Raw genomic sequence first — 22,871 nt, 5'->3', positions numbered from 1 at the left:
CAGCGGCGCGTTTCAGCGCAGCGCCGACACGCAGATCGGCGCGTTGATATAGACGTCGCCCACGCGGCGTTCGCCGCGGTCGTTACGCGTCATGTAGCGGAACATCATGCTGACGCCGAGCTTGGTCAGGATTTCCACGTCGCGGTTGGCGCAGATGTTGCGCTGGAGCGGCGCGGCGTAATTCACCTCGAAGCTGGCCAGGTCGAGCATCGGGCCGCGGAAGTTGGTCAGTTCCAGCTGGAAGAGCACGTGCTTGCCGGGGATCGACTGGCAGCGGCGCAGGCGCGTCTCGCCGTCGATCTCGATGGGCAGGATGTCGTTGAGCTGGCGGCAGGCGCGTGCCAGCACGCTGTCCGGGCGATTGGTGTTGCGCAGCAGTTCGGGAACGCCGGCCGCGCCGGTGTTCTGTCCGGTGGCCGCGCCCTTGAGCATGCGTGACAGGGCCTCGGCTTCGTCGATCGCCACGGGCGCGGGCGACGAAGCCGGTGCCATGGCGGGCGGCTTGCCAGGCGCGGCCCATGCGGGCAACGACGGCAAGGCTGCGAGTGCAACCAGGCTCAGCGAAGCAATAAACGGCGTATGTCGTATGGTCATGCAGGATAACGTTGCCGGGGACGGGTCCCGTGATCCGTCTCCCGCGATGCGTCTGACTGCGTGGTCTGGGGACATCCGTCCCGACAGGCACGCATTGTACCCTCCACGCCGCCACACGTGAAAGCAGCGCCACCCGTGATGCCGCACGGGCAGCCGGTTTGCGGCGGATTTTCCACGGTACGTCTGGTGACTTGACGCGCGCGCCGCCAGGGGCTTGCCCGCTATGCAACAATTGCGGCTTGTCTTACCGGATCCCTTTCATGACGTCCTCCGCAAGCGCGCGCACCGACGCGCGCTTTCCGCTCTGGCTGCTGATCTGCGCGTCGCTCACCGCCATCGCACCGCTTTCCATTGACATGTACCTGCCCAGCTTCCCCGCGCTGGCAGCCGACCTTCATACCGACATCGGCAAGGTGCAACTGACGCTGGGCACGTTCCTGGTGGGGCTGGCCATCGGCCAGGCGTTTTACGGCCCGGTCAGCGACCGTTTCGGGCGCAAGGCGCCGCTCTATGCGGGCCTGACGATCTATGGCGTGGCCGCCGCCGGCTGTGCGCTGGCGTCGAGCGTGGAGTCGCTGATGGTCTGGCGCTTCCTGCAGGCGCTGGGCGGCTGCACCGGGCTGGTGGTCTCGCGGGCGGTGATTCGCGACCGGCTCGAGGCACGCGAATCCGCGCGGGCTTTTTCGTCGCTGATGCTGGTGATGGGGCTGGCGCCGATCCTGGCGCCGCTGATCGGTGGGGCCGTCCTGGCGGCCACGGGGTGGCGCGCGATCTTCTGGATTCACTGCGGCGCGGCCGTGCTGCTGCTGTGGCTGATCCATACGCGCATGGAAGAATCGCTGGATCCGCAGCGCCGCCGCACGCTGCATCCCGGCACGGTGCTGCGCGGCTACTGGGAGCTGTTGCGCGACCGTGAATTCCTGGGGTACTCGCTGTCCGCCGGATGCGTGCAGGGGGGGATGTTCGCCTATATCGCGGGCTCGCCGTTCGTGCTGATCGAACTGCATGGCATCGATCCCTCCCACTACGGCTTTGTTTTCGGGGCCAACGCATTTGGCCTGATCGCGATGTCGCAGGTCAACGCCAAGCTGGTGCGCGCTCGCGCGCTGGACGATGTGCTGCGCGTCGCGCTGATCGCGCCATGCGTGGCGGGCCTGACGCTGGCTGCGGCCACGCTGCTGGGCGTGGCGTCGCTGCCGGTGCTGCTGTGCTGTTTCTTCGTGTTCCTGGCCGGGCTGGGATGCATCACGCCGAACGCTTCGGCGCTGGCCCTGGCCCATCAAAGCCATCGGGCCGGCACGGCGTCTGCGCTGATGGGCACGCTCCAGTTCGGTTTCGGCACGCTGGCCGGTGCCGCGGTCAGTGTCTGGCACGACGGCACGGCGCTGCCGCTGGCCGTGGTGATGGCGGTCTGCGGCAGCGGCGCCGTGCTGCTGCGTCTGTACGGGCGGGCCGGCATGCGCCAGCCCGGGTGAGCGGTCAAGCAGATGGGCCCGGGCGCGCCGGGCTCACTGCTCAGGCGGCCTGGTTGGCCGGCTGGGTCAACGGCACGGCCGGGGCGTTCTGCATGACCACCATCTGCGCCGGCATCGGGGCCGCAAAACCGGCCGCACCGAAGCTGTCGCGGATGGTCCGATTGGTGTCGAAGTACACCTGCCAGTAGTGGTCGTTGTGGCAGTACGGGCGTACCGCCAGCACCGGCCCCACCAGCGTGAATTCCAGGATCTCCACATCGACCGCCGGTTCGGCCAGTACGTTCGGGATGGCGGCCAGTTTTTCCTTGAGCAGCGCGATGGCTGCCACGGCGTCGGTGGTGCCGGCCAGTTGCGCCTTCAGTTCCACGCGCCGGTACGGGTTGGCCGTGAAATTCTGGATCGTGTCGCTGAAGATCTTGTTGTTGCCGACCACGGTCAGGACGTTGTCCGGGGTATCGAGCGACGTGGCGAACAGGCCAATTTCGCGCACCGTGCCGGTCACGCCGCCCACGGTCACGAAGTCGCCGACCTTGAACGGACGCAGGACCACCAGGAACGCGCCAGCAGCGAAATTGGACATCAGTCCGGACCACGCCATGCCGATGGCCACGCCGGCCGCCGCGATCAGCGCCGCGAACGTGGTGGTCTGGATGCCGAAGTATCCCAGGATGCCGATCACCAGCACGACATTCAGCGTGACGGTGACGATCGATCCGACATAGCGCAGCAGGGTGGGGTCGACGCTTTGCCTGGCAAGCGAATTCTGTACGAGCCGCACCACGAAATGAATCAGCCAGCGGCCCACCACCCAGAACGCCAGCGCGGCCAGGATTTTCACGCCGAATATGGTGGCGTAGCTGTAAATGACGTCGCGGATGCTTTGCAGCGAGGTGGTATCCATGAACATACTCCTGTGATTTACGGGCAGGAAAAACAGGGACAGCGAAAACGAAAGCATGCTGTCGATAATGTCAGGATCACAAGGCACGCCTGTGTCGGCGTTTGAGGAAACCGCAAGGGCATTATTGGGCGCTCGCGCGCGAAAGTTCAAGTCAATCTTTTTTGCGCGCCAAGTAAAAACGGCCGGGTTAATGCCCGGCCGCTTTTTTCCACAATGCCCTGCAAATACGTGGTTTACCAGTTGGTTTCACGCTCCGGCGTGGCCGAGATGCGGTGCAGCGTCAGGTCGGCGCCGTTGAACTCCTCTTCCGGGTCCAGGCGGATGCCTACCAGCTTTTTCAGCGTGCCATAGACCACCGTGCCGCCAACCAGCGCGACCACGATCCCCATCAGCGTGCCGGCCACTTGCGACACCAGCGACACGCCGCCCATCCCGCCCAGCAGGCGGCTGCCGAAAACGCCCGCTGCAATGCCGCCCCAGGCGCCGCAGAGGCCGTGCAGCGGCCAGACACCCAGCACATCGTCGATATGCCATTTGTTCTGGGCCAGCGTAAACAGATAGACGAACAGCACGCCAGCCACGGCGCCAGTCACCAGCGCGCCCAGCGGATGCATGATGTCGGAGCCTGCGCAGACCGCCACCAGCCCGGCCAGCGGGCCGTTGTACGAGAAGCCCGGGTCGTTGCGGCCCGCCGCCCAGGCCGCCAGCGTGCCGCCGACCATCGCCATCAGCGAATTGATGGCCACCAGGCCGCTAATCTTGTCGATGGTCTGCGCGCTCATCACGTTGAAGCCGAACCAGCCCACCGCCAGCACCCAGGCGCCCAGCGCCAGGAAGGGGATGTTCGACGGCGGATGCGCGCTGATGCGGCCATCCTTCTGATAACGGCCGCGGCGGGCACCGAGCAGCAGCACGGCGGGCAGGGCGATCCAGCCGCCCACCGCGTGCACGACCACCGAACCGGCAAAGTCGTGGAACGGTGCGCCCGTGACCGAAGCCAGCCAGTCCTGCACGCCCAGGCGGTTGTTCCAGACGATGCCTTCGAAGAACGGATAGACAAAGCCCACCAGGACGAAGGTCGCCATCAGTTGCGGATTGAAGCGCGAGCGTTCCGCGATGCCGCCCGAGATAATCGCCGGAATGGCGGCGGCAAACGTCGCCAGGAAGAAGAACTTCACCAGTTCGTGGCCATTTTTCTCGGCCAGTGTCTCCGCGCCGGCAAAGAACTGGACCCCATAGGCGATGGTGTATCCGATGAAGAAGTAGGCCAGCGTCGACACCGCGAAATCGACCAGTATCTTTACCAGTGCATTGACCTGATTCTTCTTGCGAACCGTGCCAAGTTCCAGGAATGCGAACCCCGCGTGCATTGCCAGCACCATGATCGCGCCCAGCAGGATGAACAAGGCATCCGTGCCTGTCTTCAGGTTCTCCATCGTTACCTCATGCTCAAAATGGGAGCACGGATAAGCAATTAGCGTTCCAGTTTTTGGCGCAAAACGGGGAATGCCGCGCCAAATCTGGGCGCGCCGCACCGGGCGCGCTGTCGGTGCATCCCCCCACGCGGCACGGAGCAGGGCGAGGGTGGAGCGATCATGGGGCATGCGTGCGCCAAAAAGACGCATGTCAGCGCGCGAGCGGACCCTGATTGGTGCATGGCGCCGCGCTGCACCGAAAATGCGCGCCGTGGGCTGGCAATCCGACCTCGGCAAACCGGAAGGCGGAAATTGCGCCGTACGGTGAATAATCGGCAATAATCTGCCGGTTTCATAAAGTGCGCCGTCCGATACGTCTTGATCCTCAAATGTGATGTGCCGATTCGAAAAACAGAGGGGTAAAAACCCCGCTAAGTCTTGTCGGAGAACGATTTTCGGCAGTTTTCGTTGCATCGGTGCCACTGGGGATTGCTCAAGCCGTAAAGGGCAGATTAGACTGCGCCGATCGGACTTTTGCCACTTGGCAAAAGTCCGGTGACGACGACCAAACAAGGGAAATCAGCCATGAATAAAGGTGAACTGGTATCGGCCATCGCCGCGGAAGCAGAACTCAGCAACGCCGCCGCCGAGCGCGCGCTGAACGCTGCGCTGGACAGTATCAAGAAGGCAGTTGCGAAGGGTGACTCGGTTACGCTGGTAGGTTTTGGCAGCTTCAGCTCGGGCAAGCGTGCTGCACGTACCGGTCGCAATCCGCGCACCGGCGAAACGATCAAGATCCCGGCCGCCAAGACGGTGAAGTTCTCGGCCGGCCAGGGTTTCAAGGACGCCGTGAACAAGAAGAAGTAAGCGCATCGCGTCCGGAGCGTTACAGAAGTACAGAAGTACGGAAGTACAGAAAGCGGCCTGCGGGGCCGCTTTTTTTATTTGTCCCGCAGGGTATTCAGACTGTTTTGCTGCTTCGCAGCGGAAATCGCGCACATCCGATATGCCATGACCCGGCCGAGCGGGTTACACTGCCCGCGCCTCATGCTCGATTTCTGGATTTTCTGCGATGAATGATCTGTCCCACCAGCTGTCCATGACCGTGCTGATGACGCCGGACATGGCCAATTTTTCCGGCAATGTCCACGGCGGCACCATCCTCAAGTACCTGGATATGGTGGCCTACGCGTGCGCGAGCCGCTACGCCGGACGGTATGTCGTGACGCTGTCGGTTGACCAGGTGGTGTTTCGCCAGCCGATTCACGTCGGCGAACTGGTGACGTTCCTGGCGGCGGTGAACTTCACGGGCCGCAGCTCGATGGAAATCGGCATCAAGGTGGTGACCGAGAACATCCGCAGCAAGGTGGTTCGCCATACCAACAGCTGCTATTTCACGATGGTGGCCGTGGACGACAACGGCACGCCGGCCGAAGTGCCGCCGCTGCAGCCGCGCGACGAGGTGGAGCGCCAGCGTTTCGAAGCCGCCCGGCAACGCCGTGCGCTGCGCCAGGAAATGGAGCGCCGCCACGACGAGATCAAGGGGGCGACCGCCGAATGACGCCGAGGCCATTGCGTATTGTGCTGGCGGCTGGGCTGGCATGTGGCCTGGCCACGCTGCTGGCTGCCGCCCATGCCGAGGAAATCGGTAGCGTTTCGACCAATTTCCGGGTGACGGGGTCGGACAAGGTTGTGATCGAGGCCTACGACGATCCGCAGGTGGAAGGCGTGACGTGCTACGTGTCGCGTGCCCGCACCGGTGGCATCAAAGGCACGTTCGGCATGGCCGAGGACCCGCCCGAGGCGTCGATTGCCTGCCGGCAGGTGGGGACGATCGCGTTCAAGGGCCCGCTCAAGGCGCAGGAAGACGTGTTCTCGGAACGCATGTCGATCCTGTTCAAGACGCTGCACGTGGTGCGCGCGGTGGATCGCAAGCGCAATACGCTGGTCTACCTGACCTATTCGGACCGCATCGTCAGCGGCAGCCCGCAGAACGCGGTGACGGCCGTCCCGGTGCCGGCCGGGACGCCGATTCCTGTGAAGTGACGGCCTCGCGGCGTCGCAGGGCCTTGCGACGCCGGCCTTCCTATTCGAACAGCTTGCGCAGGTTCGATTTCAGGATCTTGCCATTCGGATTGCGGGGCAGCATGTCGTCCCGGACGATGATCCGCACCGGCACCTTGAACGCGGCCAGCTGCTGGCGCACGAAATCCTGCAGCTCCGCTTCGGTGGCCCGGGCGCCCGGCTTCAGGCTGACCACGGCCCCCGGTTCCTCGCCCAGCGTCCGGTGCGCAATGCCGACCACGGCCGCATCCATGACGGCCGGATGGGCATACAACGCGCTTTCCACCTCGATGCAGTAGATGTTCTCGCCGCCACGGATCAGCATGTCCTTCATGCGGTCGACGATGTAGAGAAAGCCTTCCTCGTCCAGCCGCGCCACGTCGCCGGTGTGCAGCCATCCATCGACAAAGGTCTTTGCCGTGGCCTCAGGCTTGTTCCAGTAGCCACGCACGACGTTGGCGCCGCGCACCATCAATTCGCCGATCTCGCCGGGCGGCAGCGCATTGCCGAAGCCATCGTCGATCTTCATCTCGCCGATTGGCAGCGCAGGGCCGCTGGCGTCCGGCCGGTGAATGTACTCGTCGGCGCTGTGGCTGGTGAACGTGGCGGACGTTTCCGTCATGCCCCAGCCGATGCCGGGCGCGGCGTTCGGAAAGGCCGTCTGGATCCGGCGCACCAGTTCGGGCGATGCCGGCGCGCCGCCGTAGTGGATGTTTTCGAGCGATGACAGGTCGAATTCGTCGCGCCGCGGATGTTCGATGATCTGCCAGGCGATCGTGGGTACGCCGCCGGCCGACGTGCATCGCTCGCGTTCGATCAGTTCCATTGCGCGCAGCGTGTCCCAGCGATACATCAGCACGATCTTGCCGCCGCTGGCCAGCGCCCCGTTCAGCACCGACATGCATCCGGTGACGTGGAAGAACGGCACGGCCAGCAGCGCGGCCTTCTGCGGGGCATCGCGATTCGGCTCTGGCACCGGCTCGCCGCGCCGCAGCAGGTTGCGCAGCGGGCTGAACTGGGCGCAGACGGCCACCGAGCAGGCGTTGCGGTGGGTGCCGACGGCGCCCTTGGGTTTGCCCGTGGTGCCCGACGTATAGAAGATCGTGGCGTCGTCTTCGGGGTCGAGCGGCACCAGCGGCAGCGATTGCGACGGCAGCGACGGCCAGGCGCCGGATTCGCCGATCACCGACGCCAGCGGCACGATGCGCGGGTCGTCGAACGTGGCGTCGGCCGGCGCACGGGACACGTAGATGCGTTCCAGCGCGGGGCAGTCCGGCAGGTGCTCCAGGATGCGGTCAAGGCGCTCGTGATCGACGATGGCGATCCGGCTGCCCGAATCCGACAGGCCATATTCGAGTTCGGGACCGGTCCACCAGGCATTGAGCGGCGTGACGATGGCGCCCGCCAGCAGCCCGGCATAGAGCGCCACGGGCCACTCGGGCAGGTTGCGCATGGCCACGGCCACGCGGTCGCCCTTGCGCACGCCGTCGCCCACCAGCTGGTGGGCAAGCGCGGTGGCGGCCAGCGCAAATGCGCGATAGCTGACCCGTTCGTCCTCGTAGACGACGAACGTCTTTTCGCCCCAGCCCGCGGCGACCAGGAACAGGTCGCGCAGCGTGGGCGGGGCATTCTTCCAGACCGTGGTGGGGATGCCCCGGATCACACGCGTCTCGGTTTCGAACGGCGCCCCGGAGGCGGTCAGCCGGGCGTGCGCCTCGGCAATCGACATGACCGGCCACTGTGGGCCGGCCGGCGAGGGTTGCTGCGGATGTTGCGGATGTTGCGACATGCGTTGCCTCCCGCGCAAGACAGATCAGATCGTGACGCCCCCGTCCACCACCAAGGCCTGGCCGGTCATGAAGGTACTGGCCGCCGATGCCAGGAAGCAGGCCGCGCCGGCGATTTCCACCGGCTCGCCGATGCGGCGCAGCGGCGCATTCTCGGTGGACTGCTTGTAGCGCACGGGATCGTCCCACAGCGCCTTGGCGAAATCGGTCTTGATCAGGCCCGGGGCGATGCAGTTCACGCGCACGTTGTGCGGCCCGAACTCCACGGCCAGGTTGCGCGCCAGCTGGAAGTCGGCTGCCTTCGAGACGTTGTAGACGCCAATCGTGGGCGATCCGCGCAGGCCGCCGATCGACGACACGATGATGATCGAGCCTTCCTTGCGTTCGATCATCTGCGGCGCCACCATCTGGATCAGCCAGTGGTTCGAGATCACGTTGTTGTCCAGCACCTTGCGGAACTGGTCGTCCGACACACCGCTCATCGGCCCGTAGTAGGGATTCGACGCGGCGTTGCAGACCAGGATGTCGACCTTGCCGAAAGTGCGGTTGGTTTCGTCGACCAGGTTTTGCAGGGCTTCCTTGGACGAGATGTTGGCGGCCACGGCCAGCGCGGTGCCGGCGCCGTGTTGCGCATTGATGGCATCGGCCACCTCCTGGCAGGCCTCGGCCTTGCGCGACGAGATGACGACCTTGGCGCCCTGGATGGCCATTTGCTCGGCAATGGCCCGGCCGATACCGCGCGAGGACCCGGTGATGATGGCAACCTTGCCCGACAGATCGAACAATGACATGGTGTCTCCTGATAGGGATGGGCAGCGGTCTTGGCCGCCGCCTGAATCGTGAATGGGCCGGGACATTATGGGCAGGCGTCGTTTCCCAGTCCACAGCCCGACTGGCGCGGCAGGGCCGATATCAGCAAACTTTCTGCGGGCAATTCATGCGATGCATGGACCGTGCCGCAGCGCGGCATATCAGGGCGCTGCCAGCACGGCCGGCAGCCGTGCCGCCAGCGCGGCGCGCAGGTCGTCGTCGATACGGATGCCGAAGCGGCCGGCCAGGACGTCGATGACGTGGCCGGCCGTCGGCAGGTCGGTCTTTTGCACGCTGCCGTCCGGCATGCGCGCGGTCAGGCTGCCGTTGCCGAGCGACAGCCGCGTGCCGTCGGCTTCCGTGCGGGCGGCGATCAACTTCTGCGTGAAGTGGCTGTCGGGATGCGTCGAGACGTACCAGTTGCGCGCCACGTAGTCGATTTGCGGCTGCGGGGTCAAGTCGAAGCGGTACAGCACGCGCCAGGCCTCTGCATCGTCAGCATTCGCCTCGGGATCACGTACGGCCAGATCATACGAATGGAAGCCCGTGCCGGCCACGGCGGGCGGCGTGGGCAGCAGCCGGTACGGTGAGGCGGCAGCCGCCGGCAGTGACAGCGCCAGCGCGCGGTCCGGCGTGGGTCCGCCAAAGCCGACATCGGCGACATGGCTTTCGTGCGCCACTTCCACGCGCAGCAGCATGTGCGACAGCCCCGTGGGGCGCTCGTCGGGCACGTTCCAGCGCACGCGGGCGGCCAGTGGCGTCACCGCGAATCCCAGCGCCTTGAGGCCCGCGCAAAACAGCGTATTGAGCTCGAAACAGTAGCCACCGCGCCGCTGCGCGACGAGCTTGTCGAATACCGCCGGCAGATCGATATTCACGCGCCAGCCCACCAGCGGGGTCAGGTTTTCGAACGCGATATGCCGCAGGTGGGCGCCGATCAGGATATTCAGCGTGTCCAGGGTGGGCGACAGATCGGCCTCGTTGCCGATGCCGATCCGTTCGAGCCAGGCATCGCGCTGGCCGATGGTGAGGGCGGGGATCTCGTCTTCGTGGCGCATATCGAGGGGACTGGAAGAATTAGTAGGGCGGCTCGAACGGCGGGTTGACCCTCTTCCGGAGCACGCGGTGCGTCACTAATATAAATCCACAGCAAAACCCGGCGCGCAACGTGGTCTGGCGGTGCCGGCGGCCTGCGGGTGCGACCGCGCACGACCAGAGACCAGACAGCGCCTGAAAACAGCCAGAAGAGAGGAGACGCCCCGTGAAAACCCTGATCGATCATCTGTCCAGCTACGCAGCCTACCACCGCGACAGCCGTAACGTCGTCACGCATTTCGTCGGCATTCCGATGATCGTGCTGGCCGTTACCGCGCTGCTGGGCCGCCCCGCCATGCCGCTGGGGGACGGCGTGCTGTTCCTGACGCCGGCCATCGTCGTCTATGTGCTGGCCTGCCTGTTCTACCTGCGCCTGTCGTTCGGCTTTGGCGTGGCGATGGCCGCGATCCTGGCGGTATTCGTGTGGGCGGGGGCCTGGATTGCCGCGCTTTCCACCGTGGCGTGGCTGACCACGGGGATCGGCCTGTTCGTGGCAGGGTGGGTCATCCAGTTTGTCGGCCACTACTTCGAGGGTCGCAAGCCGGCCTTTGTCGACGACCTCGTCGGCCTGCTGGTGGGCCCGCTGTTTCTGGTGGCCGAAGCCGCCTTTGCCATGGGGCTGGCGCGCGAAACGCGCGATGCGGTGGCCGCGCACGCGCACTGATTCGCGGAAACTTTTGCGCGTTCGCGGCGTCTGTCACGTGCGAAAGTGGGGGGACGTACCGCTCCGCAGCGCATCTGCTGACGCAAACCAGCGACAAAACCCGGGTTTTTCCCTTGGTTTGACCTGTCGCATGTGAGAAAACCCCTTTACTTCTGGCTGTTTCCGCTATGATTCAGTGCGTGCCGGCCAGCACGATTCGCAAGCGATGACAGGTGCTACGCTGCGATGGATGGCAAATGGCCGGGACATCAATCTTCAACTCTCGTATATCGATATGGCGACCAAAGCGAAACCGACCGCGAAGACTGCAACCAAGCCTGCTGCCAAGAAGGCCGCAGCAACCAAGGCACCCGTGAAGGCTGCCGCAAAGAAGGCCGCACCGGCCAAGAAGGCTGCTCCCGCTGCTGCTCCGACCGTGAAGCCGCTGAAGGACACCTTCAACAAGTCGAGCCTGGTCGCTCACCTGGTGGCACAAACCCAGCTCGAAGCCAAGGCTGTGAAGACGGTGCTGGCTCACCTCGAAAACACCATCGTCAGCGCGCTGAACAAGAAGGGCGCTGGCGAATTCACGCTGCCGGGCCTGCTGAAGGTGACCGCGCAGCAAGTGCCGGCCAAGAAGAAGCGTTTCGGCAAGGACCCGTTCACGGGTGAAGAGCGTTGGTTCCCGGCCAAGCCGGCCAGCGTCAAGGTCAAGGTCCGTCCGCTGAAGAAGCTGAAGGACGCTGCGGCCTGATCGCCGACCCACTTTGGTAGTCGCCCGCCCGCTGCCTGCCCCGTGCAGGCGCCGGACGGCTAAAGACCCCGTGTCTCGCAAGAGCACGGGGTCTTTTGGTTTATGGGCGCCCGGCCGGCGCCCGGGCGTCAGTACGCCTTGAAGTTAGCCGCCACGCGCTGGCGCAGGAAATCGCCGGCGGTGATCGCCGGATACTGCTTCGCCGGCCCCTCGATCACGGCATTGCGGTTGGCCTGGCAAAAGAACGCCAGGCTGTAGCGCGGGCCCATGTATTCGCCCGGCAGCGGGTTGCGTACGCGGTGAAAGTTCGACGGCAGGCGGTCGTCGCTCCAGCGCATCAGCATGTCGCCGATGTTGCAGGTGATCACGTCCTCGTCCGGTGGAATCGGCGTCCATGCCTGGGCTTCCATCTCCTTGCCGGGGCAAACCTGCAAACCGCCTTGTCCCTGGCGCTGGAACAGCAGCGTCAGGCAGTCGAAATCGGTGTGCGCGCCGGCGCGCCACAGGTCGAGTTTGTCCTGCGCCTCAGGCGGAATCGCGTAGTAGTGGAGCAGGCGCAGCGTGCTCTGATAGTCGGGCGCTACGGGGTCGTGCGCGCGCCTGAAGAAATCCGCGTCAAATCCCAGCTTGTCGGCAAAGCAGGACAGCACCTTCATGCCGACGTCCCAGCATTGCCGTTCGAACGCAAGCATGGTGGCCTGGAAACCGGGCAGCTCGGTGTCGGTGGGCCACAGCGCGGCCATATGCGGGCGCGTGATCTGGTACGACTCCTTCTGATCGGGGGTGCCGGTGGACGGGCGCACCTGGGCGCGGGTTTCCCAGCCGGCGTTGTTGGCCTTCTGCAGCGGATACTGGCCCTTGATCGCCTCAGGCAGCGCGAAGAACTGTTCGGTCATGGCAAACGCTTCGCGCACGGCTGTCAGGTCGATGCCGTGGTTTTCCAGCTGGAAGAAGCCAATTTCGACGGCAGCCTGCCAGAGCTGGTCGGCAATCTCGGCTTTGCGTTGGTCAAAATCCGACAGGTCGATGCGGCGGATGTCCCGCGCATCGGTCTCGGTGCCGTGGGCGCCCATGCGCGACTCGCGCGCCAGTTCGTGCAGGGGGAGGGTGGTTGTCCTGGTCATGTCGTTCCGGGTTCAGGAAAAGTTGAACGGGTCCGGCCGACCGGGAAAGCGGGATACCTGGAATACCTGGGATGCAGGAAGTCTCTGGCTCTCGAGTTCCGCAGCGGCGCGGACATCAAGAGCAATTTCCTGCCGCCCGCCTGCGCCAATAGGGGCGTCAGGAAACGGGCGGTTGAACGCTTCTACTCTTCAATCATCACCATCGCAGGTTTTGGGCCAGCGCAAAACGGACGAAATCCGGCTGTTTTTCACCTTCCTGGCGCATGGCGGGGCGGTTGTGGTGCGTGGATGGGCTGGCGACGGTGCATCGTCCGCGCGGGGCGATGCATCCGGTGCTACCGCTGGGTCCAGCGCGGATCGCGCTTCTGCAGGAACGCGTCGATCCCTTCGCCCGCATCCTCTTCCATCATGTTGCGGGCCATCACGTCGCCAGCGAAGGCGTAGGCGTCGGCCAGCTGCATCGACTGCTGCCTGTAGAACATGGCCTTGCCATAGCGGATGGCCGTCGGGCTTTTTGCGCAGATCTGGGCGACCTTGCGTGCGACGGCGGCATCGAGATCATCGTCGGCCACGGCTTCGTTGATCAGGCCCCAATCGGCCGCTGTCTGGGCGTCGATGAAGCGCCCGGTCACCAGCAGGTCGAAGGCCCGTTTCGTTGCCACGTTGCGCGACAGCGCCACCGACGGCGTGGAGCAAAAGAGCCCGACGTTGATGCCGGACACGGCAAACTGCGCCTGCATGGACGCGACCGCCAGGTCGCAACTGGCGACCAGCTGGCAGCCGGCGGCGGTGGCAATGCCATGGACGCGCGCAATGACAGGCACCGGCAGCGCCTGGATGGCCTGCATCACGACGCTGCACCGGGCGAACAGGCCCTGGTAGTACGAAAGCGCGGGCTGGCCGCGCATTTCCCGCAGATCGTGGCCCGCGCAGAATGCCTTGCCCTGGGCTGCCAGAATCACGCAACGCACGCTGTCATCGCTGGCGATGCCGTGGAGGGCGCCGTGCAGCGCGGCCAGCATGGCTTCCGAGAGCGCATTGAACTGCAGCGGCCGGTTCAGCCGCAGTGTCACCACGCCATCGCGGCTGTCATGCAGCACCAGCGGCTCGGTTGCCTTGTCGTCTGACTGCGCTGCCATATCGGGCTCCGTCATCGGTCAATGGCGCAATGATCGCGCGATTTGCTCGCAATGGGTGCGGAATCAGGGTGAATCCGGATGCCGGGATCGCGGACGATTGGCGTACCGGTGGGTTGCCAGTGGCCTGCCGGCGTCCACCGCTGGCACCGGCGGCGGCTCAAAAAAAAAGAGCCGACTTGTGTCGGCTCGCAATGCTTCAACTCGATACGGTATGGCTTATTGCGGACCCAGCTTCTTGATCAGGGCGTCCAGCTTGGCCACTTCTTCCTCGGTCAGGTCGGTCAGCGGCGCGCGCACCGGGCCGGCGTCGTGGCCAACCAGCCTGGCGCCGGCCTTCACGATCGACACGGCGTAGCCATGCTTGCGGTTTCGGATGTCCAGGTACGGCAGGAAGAAGTCGTCGATCAGGCGGCCGATCGTGGCGTGGTCGTCGGCGGCCACGGCACGGTAGAAGTCCATCGCGGTCTTCGGGATGAAGTTGAACACGGCCGACGAGTACACCGGCACGCCCAGCGCCTTGTAGGCAGCGGCATAGACTTCGGCGGTGGGCAGGCCACCCAGGTAGGCCAGGCGGTCGCCCAGCTTGCGGCGCACGCGAACCATGGCTTCGATGTCACCCACGCCGTCCTTGAAACCGATCAGGTTCGGGCACTTGTCCACCACCTTGGCCAGCAGGTCGGCGCCGATGCGCGAATTGGCGCGGTTGTAGACGATCACGCCGCACCGGGTCGCCTTGCAAACCTCTTCGATATGGTTGGCGATGCCGTCTTCGCTGGCTTCGGTCAGGTAGTGCGGCATCAGCAGGATGCCGTGGGCGCCCAGGCGCTCGGCTTCCCTGGCGTACTCGATGGCCACGCGGGTCGGGCCGCCAGCGCCAGCCAGGATGGGCACCTTGCCACGGCACGTTTCCACGGCGGTGCGGATCACATTCGAGTAGTCCTGCTGCGTCAGCGAGAAGAACTCACCGGTGCCGCCCGCGGCGAACAGGGCCGAGGCACCGTACGGCGCCAGCCATTCCAGGCGCTCGGTATAGGTGTCGGCGCGGAAGTTGCCCTGTGCGTCGAAATCGGTAACGGGGAACGAGAGCAGGCCTTCGGAAATAATCTGCTTCAGTTCTTGCGGTGTAGTCATGTCGCTCTTCCTGATCGCCACATGGCGAATGGTGGGTGAAGTGTGAATCAAGGCCGGTGGGTGCCCGATCCATCGTTGTTAAATTCGAGATAAGTCATCGTACAACTAACAACTTGACCGTGCAAGTGGGACGGCGCAAACCAAGGGAAAACCCCGGTGAAAAAGGTGGCGAAGACGGGTGCCCACGCGTTGCTGCAGCCGGGCAGGGTGGGCTGGCAAACCGGACAGAATCCGCCGCAAAGCCGCAAGCCAATTGAAAGGCAGCGATATCGGCCCACGCGCCGAAATACAGACCATTGCACCAAGGCAGGGTAAACGCGCACTGTGGCGGACGGAACCGCGTCTCTATAATTCTGGTCGTACGACGACATATCACACGCCGGTCCAGACGCATTCCCGCATCGAGGTCCACCGGCTGTGAGGAGACCCCGATGAACGCAACACCCGCTTCCAGCGCGGCCGCCGCAGCCGGCGCCCGCCGCACCAACGTCCGCTACTGGATCCTTGCCCTGATCTTTATCGTGACCACGATCAATTACGCCGATCGTGCCACGCTGTCCATCACCGGGCCCGCCATGCGCGAGGAGTTCGGCTTCTCGGCGGTGCAGATGGGCTATATCTTCTCGGCCTTCAGCTGGGCCTACGTGATGGCGCAGATCCCGGGCGGCTGGCTGCTCGACCGTTTCGGCGCGCGCCGCATCTATGCCTTCAGCATTTTCCTGTGGTCGTTCTTCACGCTGCTGCAAGGCTGGATTGGCGTTTTCGCTACGATCGGCCAGGCCATCAGCATTCTTTTCGCGCTGCGCTTTGCCGTGGGGCTGGCGGAGTCGCCGGCTTTCCCGGCCAACGCCAAGGTGGTGGCCAGCTGGTTCCCGACCGCCGAGCGCGGTACCGCGTCGGCCATCTTCAATGCCGCGCAGTATTTTGCGGCCGTGGTGTTCACGCCGCTGATGGCGTGGATCGTCCATAGCTGGGGCTGGCACCATGTGTACCTGTGGATGGGCATCATGGGCATGCTGCTGGCGCTGGTGTGGCTCAAGGTCATGCGCAGCCCGGCCACGCACACCGGCGTGAACCAGGCCGAGCTCGACCATATCGCGCAGGGCGGCGGCCTGATCCACATGGGCGAAGGCGAAGACGCCAGAAACGGCGGCCCCGTGGCCAATCCGGCCGGCTGGTTCTACGCCAGGCAGCTGCTGACCAACCGCATGCTGGCCGGCGTCTACCTGGGCCAGTACTGCATCAACGTGCTGACGTACTTCTTCCTGACGTGGTTCCCGGTGTACCTGGTGCAGGCGCGCGGCATGTCGATCCTGAAGGCCGGTTTCGTGGCCTCGCTGCCGGCCATCTGCGGTTTCCTGGGCGGCGTGCTGGGCGGCGTGATCTCCGACACGCTGCTGCGCCGTGGCCATTCGCTGACGCTGGCCCGCAAGGTACCCATCGTGGCCGGCATGCTGCTGTCGGTGTCGATGATCGCGTGCAACTACGTCGATGCCGAATGGCTGGTCGTGGGCATCATGGCGCTGGCGTTCTTCGGCAAGGGTATTGGCGCGCTGGGCTGGGCCGTGGTGGCCGATACGGCGCCCAAGGAAGTGATCGGCCTGGCCGGCAGCATTTTCAACACGTTTGGCAATATCGCGGGCATCGTGACGCCGATTGTGATCGGCTATATCCTGAGCGCCACGGGCTCGTTCAACGGCGCGCTGGTCTTCGTGGGCATCAACGCCCTGGTGACCGTGCTGAGCTACCTGGTGATCGTCAAGGACATTCGCCGCGTCGAACTGAAGCACCCCCAATAGAGAAGGAATCCCCACCATGTCGGACCTGTCGGTACAGAACGCCCAGGCCGCGGAGCAACGTCCGCCGCTGTACATCCGCATCCACGCCAATGACAACGTGGCCATCGTCGCCAATGACGGCGGCCTGCCTGCCGGCACGGTGTTCCCGTGCGGCCTGACTCTGGTGGAACGCGTGCCGCAGGGCCACAAGGTGGCGCTGGCGGACCTGAAAAAGGGCGACGCGGTCACGCGCTACAACGTGACCATCGGCTATGCGCTGCAGGACCTGCCGCGCGGCAGCTGGGTCAACGAACGCGTGATCGAGATGCCCGTGGCTCCGGGGCTGACCGACCTGCCGATCGGCACGCGCCTGCCCGAGCCGCTGCCGCCGCTGGAAGGCTACACGTTCGAAGGCTTCCGCAATCCAGACGGCTCGGTGGGCACCCGCAACATCCTCGCCATTACCCAGACCGTGCAGTGCGTGGCTGGCGTGGTCGACCACGCGGTCAAGCGCATCAAGGCCGAACTGCTGCCGAAGTATCCGAACGTGGACGACGTGATCGGGCTGGAGCACACCTACGGTTGCGGCGTGGCCATCGATGCGCCCGATGCCGTGGTGCCGATCCGCACGCTGCGCAATATCGCGCTGAACCCGAATTTTGGCGGAACCGCCATGATGGTGAGCCTGGGCTGCGAGAAGCTGCAACCCGAGCGCCTGATGCCGCCAGGCACGATCCCGATCCAGACCGGCGCCGGCGAAGTGCAGGTGGGCGTGGTCTGCCTGCAGGACGACAAGCATGTGGGCTTCGGCTCGATGATCGATTCGATCGTGCAGATGGCCATTCCGCACCTCGAGGCGCTCAATGCGCGCAAGCGCGAGACGGTGCCTGTTTCCGAGCTGGTGGTAGGCGTGCAGTGCGGCGGCAGCGATGCGTTCTCGGGCGTCACCGCCAACCCGGCCGTCGGTTTTGCCACCGACCTGCTGGTGCGTGCCGGCGCCACGGTGATGTTCTCCGAAGTGACCGAAGTGCGCGACGGCATCGACCAGCTGACCTCGCGCGCCGCCACGCCCGAAGTGGCCGAGGCGATGATTCGCGAGATGGACTGGTATGACAAATACCTGGACCGCGGCCGTGTAGACCGCAGCGCGAACACCACGCCGGGCAACAAGAAGGGCGGCCTGTCGAACATCGTCGAAAAGGCCATGGGGTCGATCGTGAAATCGGGCAGCGCGCCGATCTCGGGCGTGGTGTCGCCCGGGGACAAGGTCCGCACCAAGGGCCTGATCTACGCCGCCACGCCGGCCAGCGACTTTATCTGCGGCACGCTGCAACTGGCGGCCGGCATGAATCTGCACGTGTTCACCACGGGCCGGGGTACGCCTTACGGCCTGGCCGAGGTGCCGGTCATCAAGGTGGCCACCCGCAGCGACCTGGCGCGACGCTGGCACGACCTGATGGATGTCAACGCCGGCCGCATCGCCACGGGCGAAGCCACTATCGAGGATGTGGGCTGGGAACTGTTCCGCCTGATGATCGACGTGGCCAGCGGCCGCAAGAAGACCTGGGCCGAGCACCATGGCCTGCACAATTCGCTGGCACTGTTCAACCCGGCGCCGGTGACCTGAGCGGAAGTGCTGAATACGGCGCCTTATGCCGTGACCCCCGTTATCCGATCACGGCAGGGCCGCCGTCCCGGCCGTCGCGGCGCGATGGTCCGCTACTGCATGCATTTTTCCTGATAAACCTTCTGCAGTTGCCGCCGGGTGCGGTCGCGCTCGACCGTCGAGATTTCATTGCCCTGGCTGTTTTCTACCGGCGCGTTCGAGGGCCGGTAGCTGCGGCGCGGGGTTTCGCCGATCTGCAAGGCAAGCTGGTCGCATTGCTCTTCGAGCGTGGGCGCATGCGACGGTGTGGGCTGGAAGCGGATCGAGCCCTGACGGACCGCATCGGAAATGGCGTCGTTGATGGCGGCGTCGCCCGGGGACGGCTGCGGTGTCTGGGCATGCCCATGGAAAACGGGCGTCAGACCGGCGAACAGGATGGCGAACGACGCGGCGAACAATGCGAGTCGGTTTGCATGACGGCGCAGCAGCATGGATATCTCCGTGGCGGACTGGCACGCCCGCCGCAGGGCGGCGGGTGGCGGGTCGCAACCACCCTGGAGGGTGGATCAGCCGATGGTAGCGCCGATCCCGCGCCCGCGTCCATCGGCCCAAGGTGCTACGCGCCAGCAGCGACGCGCGGCGCGGATCAGGCCGGCGCGCGCAGGGCCAGGTTCAGCTGATCGACGGCCTCGGCCCAGTCGGCATCCTCGATGATCTCGTCGCGCAGCAGCGCGGCCTGTGCCGGTGTCCAGAAGGGGGCGTCCCAGAGATCGACATCCTGCGGAACCGGCGAATGCCTGGCGATAAAGGCGCGGATGCTGGCCTCGTCCGACGGCAGGCCAAGCTGTGCGAAGAGGTCGGAGAACGGGTGGAAGGGGGTGTCCATGGCGATGTCTCCCGGTAACTGGCGGCCGGCGTGGCCAGCCGGAGGTTCCAGCTTAGGTCAGGATTGGCGCTGCCGAGATCGCGCCGTCCCGATCCAGCCGGCCATTCAGCCGGCAATGATCTGCTTGGAAAACGTGGCGCGCTCCATTTCCACGACGTTCACCGTGACTTGCACGGTCTGTCCTGGCGCGCCGGGGCGCACCATTTCCGAAATCGCATTCACCACCAGTTCGCCAAGCTGCTTGCGCACGCCCTGGTCGCGGCCGTCCAGGATCTGCAGCGTGGCATGGACGAAGGCGCGGTCGGCCGGCTCCGTGCCCTGGCGGAACGTGGACAGCGTGACGCAACGCGACTTGATATCGGGTTCCTGGAACTGGCCGCTCGACAGCAGCGCGGCATTCGCTTCGTCCAGAAGTTCCTCGAAGGAGCAGGTCAGGCGCGTGTTTTCGGTGATTTCGACAATCAGATGGGGCATGGAATCGGTTCCGTGGGGCGAAGGCAGGGAATCCGCATCGTACGGCAATCCCGGCTGTCATGTCGACGCTTCACGCGCTAAGCTTGCCGACATGGACCAATTCTCTCTGGAACTCTTCTGGCGGCTGCTTGGCGGGCTTGCCGCGGGAGCCATCATCGGCCTGGACCGCAATCTGCACGGCAAGGCGGCCGGCATGCGCACGCTGGGACTGGTGGCGCTGGGGGCGGCCACGGCCGTGTGCGTGGTGACGCTCAACGGACACCCTGCCGATGCCATGTCGCGCGTGCTGCAGGGCTTGCTGACCGGGGTGGGCTTCCTGGGGGTGGGCGTGATTGCGCGGCACGGCGTGCATGACCGTCCGCAGGGGCTGACCACGGCGGCGGGCATCTGGCTGGCGGCCATCCTGGGTGCGGCGTCGGGCGCCGGCTATTACGCGATCGTGGTGATGGCGCTCGCGCTGGGCATGCTGCTGCTGCGGCTGGGCGGCAAGTTCGAGAACAGCCTGCATGCCCGCTTCGACGGCAGGCTGACCAAGAAGCTGCCCCCGGAATACCGCGACGGCGACGACGATGGGGCCGACACGCCGCCGCGCTGAGCGCGAGGCGGCGTGTCCGGCAGGCTGCCGGCTCAGGCGCTCACGCCCAGTGCCGCCTCGATGCCCCGGATGTGCTGCTGCAGCAGCGGCCGGACTTTTTCCAGCAGGTGGGCGGGCGGCACCAGCGCGTTGGGGCCGCTGCAGCTCAACGTCATCGGCGGCAGCGACGACCCCGGCCGGAACGCCAGCGCAATCGAGTTGATGTCGGGCAGCCATTCCCCGAACGACGTCGTGCAGCCCAGCCGGCGCTGTTCGTCGCGGCAGTTCGACAGGATGCCTTCGGCCTGCGCGGCGCTGACCTTGTCGTCGGCGCGGAATGCGCTCAGCGCCTGGCGCTGCTCGGCCGGCGGCAGGGCCAGCAGGTACGCGCGGCCCGCCGCAGTGGTCAGGCCCGAAACGCGGCTGCCGACCGGCACCCGTAGCGTCAGGTAGCTTTCGGACTGGCAGTTTTCATAGATCAGCATGCGGCCGCGGTCGCGCACGATCAGCGACGCCACGCCTTGCGACAGTTCGGCCAGTTCGCGCATGAAGGGCTTGGCCACCGACAGCACGTCGGCGCCTTGCTGACCGGCCGGCGCCAGCGCCAGCGCGGAACTGCCCAGGCGGTAACGAACGGGGTCGGACAGTGCCTGCAGGTAGCCGAGTTCGGTCAGCGTGTGGGTCAGCCGCGAGATCGTCGATTTCGGCAGGCCGCAGCGTTGTGCCAGTTCGGCATTGCCGAGTTCCGCGTCGAACCCGCGAAAGCACGCCAGCACGTCGAGCCCGCGCGCCAGCGCCGTCACGAAGTGGCGGTCTTCCTTGCGGTTGTCCTTGCGTGCCGGGGTGGTGTCGGACGGCATGTCGATGGCGTCGTCGCGGTCGCCAAGGTCGGCGGCGTCCGGCCGTTCGGTCAGGGTGTCTTCCATGAGGCTGCTCACACGTTGCCGGCCGCCAGCTGCTCGCGCAGGCGGGCCTTGAGGATCTTGCCCGACGGTGCGGCAGGCAGTTGCTGCACCGTGCGGATTTCGGCGGGAATCTTGTAGGGCGACAGGCGCTCGCGCAGGAAGGCCCGCAAGGCGGCTTCGTCCAGCGCCATGCCACTGCGTACCTCGACAAACGCAATCACTTCCTCGTTGCCTTCGACGGCGCGGCCCACCACGGCCGACTGCAGCACGGCGGGGAAGGCATTGAGCGACTGCTCCACTTCCTCCGGATACACGTTGAAGCCCGAATGGATGATGATTTCCTTCGAGCGGCCGACGATCGACACGGCGCCGTCGGCATCGATGCGCGCGAGGTCGCCGGTATGCAGCCAGCCATCGCTGTCGATGGTCTGCGCGGTCAGGTCGGGCCTGCGGTAGTAGCCCTTCATCACATTGGGCCCGCGCACCAGCAGTTCGCCACTGCCGTCGGGCAGCGGGTTGCCCAGGCGGATTTCCACGTCGGGCACGGCCGGGCCCACGGAGCAGTCATTGCGTGGCTGTTCCACCCGGGTCTGGCAGACCGTGGGAGATGTCTCGGTCATGCCGTAGCCATTGTTCAGCACGATACCGAAGGCGTCTTCAAAGGCGGCCTTCAGCGTTGCCGTGAGCGGTGCGCCGCCCGACTGGGCAATGCGCAGCGACGGCGTGCGCAGCGACTGGTTGTTGGCGCGGGCCCATTCGATGATCTTGGCGTACATGGCCGGCACACCGTGCAGCACCGTCAGTTGATCGTCGATCAGCGTACGCACCAGCTTGTCGGGCCGGAAACGCGGTTCGTAGAACACTGTCGCACCGTTCGATACCGGGCCCACCAGCAGCACCGACAGGCCGTACACGTGCGAGATCGGCAGCACGCCGTAGATGCGGTCGCCAGGCTTCACGCGTGACTGCATCCGGTTGGAATGGCCGATGAACATCAGGTTGGCGTGCGTCAGCATCACGGCTTTCGACGCGCCGGTGGTGCCTGTCGTGTAGATCATCGCCGCCACCTGCTGGCGCGGGTCGGCTTCGACGGGTTCGGGCTCGACGCCGTCGTCGATGACGCTGACCAGCAGCTTGCCCACGTGCGGCCATTCGGCCCACTGCGCGCCACGCGCCAGGCCGTGCTCGCGCGCCTCGGGAAAATCGTTGTCGAGATACAGCGTCACGCGCGCGCCGGCGTGCTCGACGATATTGGCGATCTCGCGCTGCGACAGCCGCGCATTGACCGGCACCGACCAGGCGTCGATGGCGCTCAGCGCCAGCAGCAGCACCGCGCAGCCCACGCTGTTTTCGGTCACCAGCACCACGCGGTCGCCGCCGCGCACACCGAGTTCGGACAGCGTCGTCGCCGTTTCACGAACCGCCACGTCGAGTTCGGCGTAGCGCAAGGCCCGGTGCGCGTCCATGATCGCGATCCGCTCGGGCGTGCTGGCCACCCACGGAGCCATGGTCTGGTGCAGGCGGGCGAACGCGGGTTCGAACGGGGGCGGCGAATCGGTGGGGGGTGCGGCGGATGGCGGCTGAGCGGGTGCGGACGCGGAATGGGTCGCGGGTGCAGCGGTACTGCGCATGATGTCTCCGGGTAAGGCTCCGGCGTTGACCCTTGGGATCGCCGGTATTCGATGTGGGCCATCGTCCCATCGTTTTTCAACGAGT

23 protein-coding genes are annotated in these 22,871 nt (G+C 65.5%); 9 read left to right on the top strand and 14 right to left on the bottom strand.

The window, feature by feature from the left end:
- Positions 1 to 12 precede the first annotated feature (12 nt).
- On the bottom strand, positions 13 to 594 hold the full coding sequence (locus AC3FJ6_RS19295; RefSeq protein ID WP_487522136.1) for a hypothetical protein: 582 nt from the start codon (positions 592 to 594) through the stop codon (positions 13 to 15).
- A gap of 260 nt (positions 595 to 854) precedes the next feature.
- Here AC3FJ6_RS19295 and AC3FJ6_RS19290 point away from each other — a divergent pair, with 260 nt between their 5' ends.
- Positions 855 to 2,069: a Bcr/CflA family multidrug efflux MFS transporter gene (locus AC3FJ6_RS19290; protein ID WP_488773313.1), complete on the top strand. Its 1,215-nt coding sequence runs from the start codon at positions 855 to 857 to the stop codon at positions 2,067 to 2,069.
- Positions 2,070 to 2,109: 40 nt separating this feature from the next.
- Here the strand turns inward: AC3FJ6_RS19290 and AC3FJ6_RS19285 are convergent, their stop codons facing one another.
- Complete coding sequence (locus AC3FJ6_RS19285) at positions 2,110 to 2,970, bottom strand: mechanosensitive ion channel family protein (protein ID WP_153947977.1); 861 nt, start codon at positions 2,968 to 2,970, stop codon at positions 2,110 to 2,112.
- 233 nt (positions 2,971 to 3,203) lie between these two features.
- The gene (locus tag AC3FJ6_RS19280) at positions 3,204 to 4,406 is read right to left on the bottom strand and encodes an ammonium transporter (RefSeq protein ID WP_488773312.1); all 1,203 of its coding nucleotides are present in this window, start codon (positions 4,404 to 4,406) and stop codon (positions 3,204 to 3,206) included.
- Between the two features lie 564 nt (positions 4,407 to 4,970).
- Between AC3FJ6_RS19280 and AC3FJ6_RS19275 the strand changes: the two genes are divergently transcribed.
- From AC3FJ6_RS19275 to AC3FJ6_RS19265, 3 genes are all read left to right on the top strand, one after another.
- Entirely contained in the window at positions 4,971 to 5,252 is a 282-nt protein-coding gene (locus AC3FJ6_RS19275) for an HU family DNA-binding protein (RefSeq protein ID WP_008651272.1), read from the top strand.
- 205 nt (positions 5,253 to 5,457) lie between these two features.
- Complete coding sequence (locus AC3FJ6_RS19270; RefSeq protein WP_124686467.1) at positions 5,458 to 5,946, top strand: acyl-CoA thioesterase; 489 nt, start codon at positions 5,458 to 5,460, stop codon at positions 5,944 to 5,946.
- On the top strand, positions 5,943 to 6,431 hold the full coding sequence (locus tag AC3FJ6_RS19265; protein WP_488773311.1) for a CreA family protein: 489 nt from the start codon (positions 5,943 to 5,945) through the stop codon (positions 6,429 to 6,431). The genes AC3FJ6_RS19270 and AC3FJ6_RS19265 overlap by 4 nt, the downstream gene beginning before the upstream one ends.
- 40 nt (positions 6,432 to 6,471) lie before the next feature.
- Here the strand turns inward: AC3FJ6_RS19265 and AC3FJ6_RS19260 are convergent, their stop codons facing one another.
- From AC3FJ6_RS19260 to AC3FJ6_RS19250, 3 genes are all read right to left on the bottom strand, one after another.
- The gene (locus AC3FJ6_RS19260; RefSeq protein ID WP_488773310.1) at positions 6,472 to 8,238 is read right to left on the bottom strand and encodes a class I adenylate-forming enzyme family protein; all 1,767 of its coding nucleotides are present in this window, start codon (positions 8,236 to 8,238) and stop codon (positions 6,472 to 6,474) included.
- A gap of 24 nt (positions 8,239 to 8,262) precedes the next feature.
- Positions 8,263 to 9,027 carry an SDR family oxidoreductase gene (locus AC3FJ6_RS19255; protein WP_488773309.1) on the bottom strand — a complete coding sequence of 255 codons (765 nt, stop codon included), beginning with the start codon at positions 9,025 to 9,027 and terminating at the stop codon, positions 8,263 to 8,265.
- A gap of 180 nt (positions 9,028 to 9,207) precedes the next feature.
- Positions 9,208 to 10,104 (bottom strand): arylamine N-acetyltransferase family protein, encoded by an 897-nt coding sequence (locus AC3FJ6_RS19250; RefSeq protein ID WP_488773308.1) that lies wholly within the window; start codon positions 10,102 to 10,104, stop codon positions 9,208 to 9,210.
- 203 nt (positions 10,105 to 10,307) lie between these two features.
- Between AC3FJ6_RS19250 and AC3FJ6_RS19245 the strand changes: the two genes are divergently transcribed.
- Positions 10,308 to 10,805: an Mpo1 family 2-hydroxy fatty acid dioxygenase gene (locus AC3FJ6_RS19245; protein ID WP_488773307.1), complete on the top strand. Its 498-nt coding sequence runs from the start codon at positions 10,308 to 10,310 to the stop codon at positions 10,803 to 10,805.
- A gap of 274 nt (positions 10,806 to 11,079) precedes the next feature.
- Complete coding sequence (locus tag AC3FJ6_RS19240) at positions 11,080 to 11,538, top strand: HU family DNA-binding protein (RefSeq protein ID WP_153947970.1); 459 nt, start codon at positions 11,080 to 11,082, stop codon at positions 11,536 to 11,538.
- Between the two features lie 128 nt (positions 11,539 to 11,666).
- Here AC3FJ6_RS19240 and AC3FJ6_RS19235 read toward each other — a convergent pair whose 3' ends face one another.
- From AC3FJ6_RS19235 to kdgD, 3 genes are all read right to left on the bottom strand, one after another.
- Positions 11,667 to 12,662 (bottom strand): isopenicillin N synthase family dioxygenase, encoded by a 996-nt coding sequence (locus AC3FJ6_RS19235; RefSeq protein ID WP_488773306.1) that lies wholly within the window; start codon positions 12,660 to 12,662, stop codon positions 11,667 to 11,669.
- Positions 12,663 to 12,997: 335 nt separating this feature from the next.
- On the bottom strand, positions 12,998 to 13,801 hold the full coding sequence (locus tag AC3FJ6_RS19230; RefSeq protein ID WP_488773305.1) for an enoyl-CoA hydratase: 804 nt from the start codon (positions 13,799 to 13,801) through the stop codon (positions 12,998 to 13,000).
- Positions 13,802 to 14,017: 216 nt separating this feature from the next.
- Positions 14,018 to 14,932: a 5-dehydro-4-deoxyglucarate dehydratase gene (gene kdgD / locus AC3FJ6_RS19225; RefSeq protein ID WP_153947967.1), complete on the bottom strand. Its 915-nt coding sequence runs from the start codon at positions 14,930 to 14,932 to the stop codon at positions 14,018 to 14,020.
- Between the two features lie 431 nt (positions 14,933 to 15,363).
- Between kdgD and AC3FJ6_RS19220 the strand changes: the two genes are divergently transcribed.
- Both AC3FJ6_RS19220 and garD read left to right on the top strand, forming a co-directional pair.
- Positions 15,364 to 16,731 carry an MFS transporter gene (locus AC3FJ6_RS19220; protein WP_488773304.1) on the top strand — a complete coding sequence of 456 codons (1,368 nt, stop codon included), beginning with the start codon at positions 15,364 to 15,366 and terminating at the stop codon, positions 16,729 to 16,731.
- A 16-nt stretch (positions 16,732 to 16,747) separates the two neighbouring features.
- Entirely contained in the window at positions 16,748 to 18,337 is a 1,590-nt protein-coding gene (garD, locus tag AC3FJ6_RS19215) for a galactarate dehydratase (protein WP_488773303.1), read from the top strand.
- Between the two features lie 92 nt (positions 18,338 to 18,429).
- Here the strand turns inward: garD and AC3FJ6_RS19210 are convergent, their stop codons facing one another.
- The 3 genes from AC3FJ6_RS19210 to AC3FJ6_RS19200 all read right to left on the bottom strand — a co-directional run bounded on the left by AC3FJ6_RS19210 (position 18,430) and on the right by AC3FJ6_RS19200 (position 19,676).
- Entirely contained in the window at positions 18,430 to 18,807 is a 378-nt protein-coding gene (locus AC3FJ6_RS19210; protein ID WP_488773302.1) for a hypothetical protein, read from the bottom strand.
- 155 nt (positions 18,808 to 18,962) lie between these two features.
- On the bottom strand, positions 18,963 to 19,202 hold the full coding sequence (locus tag AC3FJ6_RS19205; protein ID WP_153947963.1) for a DUF2789 domain-containing protein: 240 nt from the start codon (positions 19,200 to 19,202) through the stop codon (positions 18,963 to 18,965).
- 105 nt (positions 19,203 to 19,307) lie between these two features.
- Positions 19,308 to 19,676 (bottom strand): 5-carboxymethyl-2-hydroxymuconate Delta-isomerase, encoded by a 369-nt coding sequence (locus tag AC3FJ6_RS19200; protein WP_487522131.1) that lies wholly within the window; start codon positions 19,674 to 19,676, stop codon positions 19,308 to 19,310.
- Positions 19,677 to 19,767: 91 nt separating this feature from the next.
- Between AC3FJ6_RS19200 and AC3FJ6_RS19195 the strand changes: the two genes are divergently transcribed.
- Positions 19,768 to 20,271 carry an MgtC/SapB family protein gene (locus AC3FJ6_RS19195; RefSeq protein WP_488773301.1) on the top strand — a complete coding sequence of 168 codons (504 nt, stop codon included), beginning with the start codon at positions 19,768 to 19,770 and terminating at the stop codon, positions 20,269 to 20,271.
- Positions 20,272 to 20,303: 32 nt separating this feature from the next.
- On the opposite strand, the gene AC3FJ6_RS19190 is transcribed toward AC3FJ6_RS19195, so the two are convergent.
- A complete protein-coding gene (locus AC3FJ6_RS19190; RefSeq protein ID WP_488773300.1) occupies positions 20,304 to 21,176 on the bottom strand; it encodes an IclR family transcriptional regulator in 873 nt (290 codons plus the stop codon).
- A gap of 8 nt (positions 21,177 to 21,184) precedes the next feature.
- Complete coding sequence (locus AC3FJ6_RS19185) at positions 21,185 to 22,786, bottom strand: class I adenylate-forming enzyme family protein (protein ID WP_488773299.1); 1,602 nt, start codon at positions 22,784 to 22,786, stop codon at positions 21,185 to 21,187.
- Positions 22,787 to 22,871: the final 85 nt, after the last annotated feature.

The sequence above is a fragment of the Cupriavidus sp. 94F1 genome (assembly GCF_057798875.1).
This window is presented reverse-complemented; position numbering and strand designations above follow the sequence as displayed.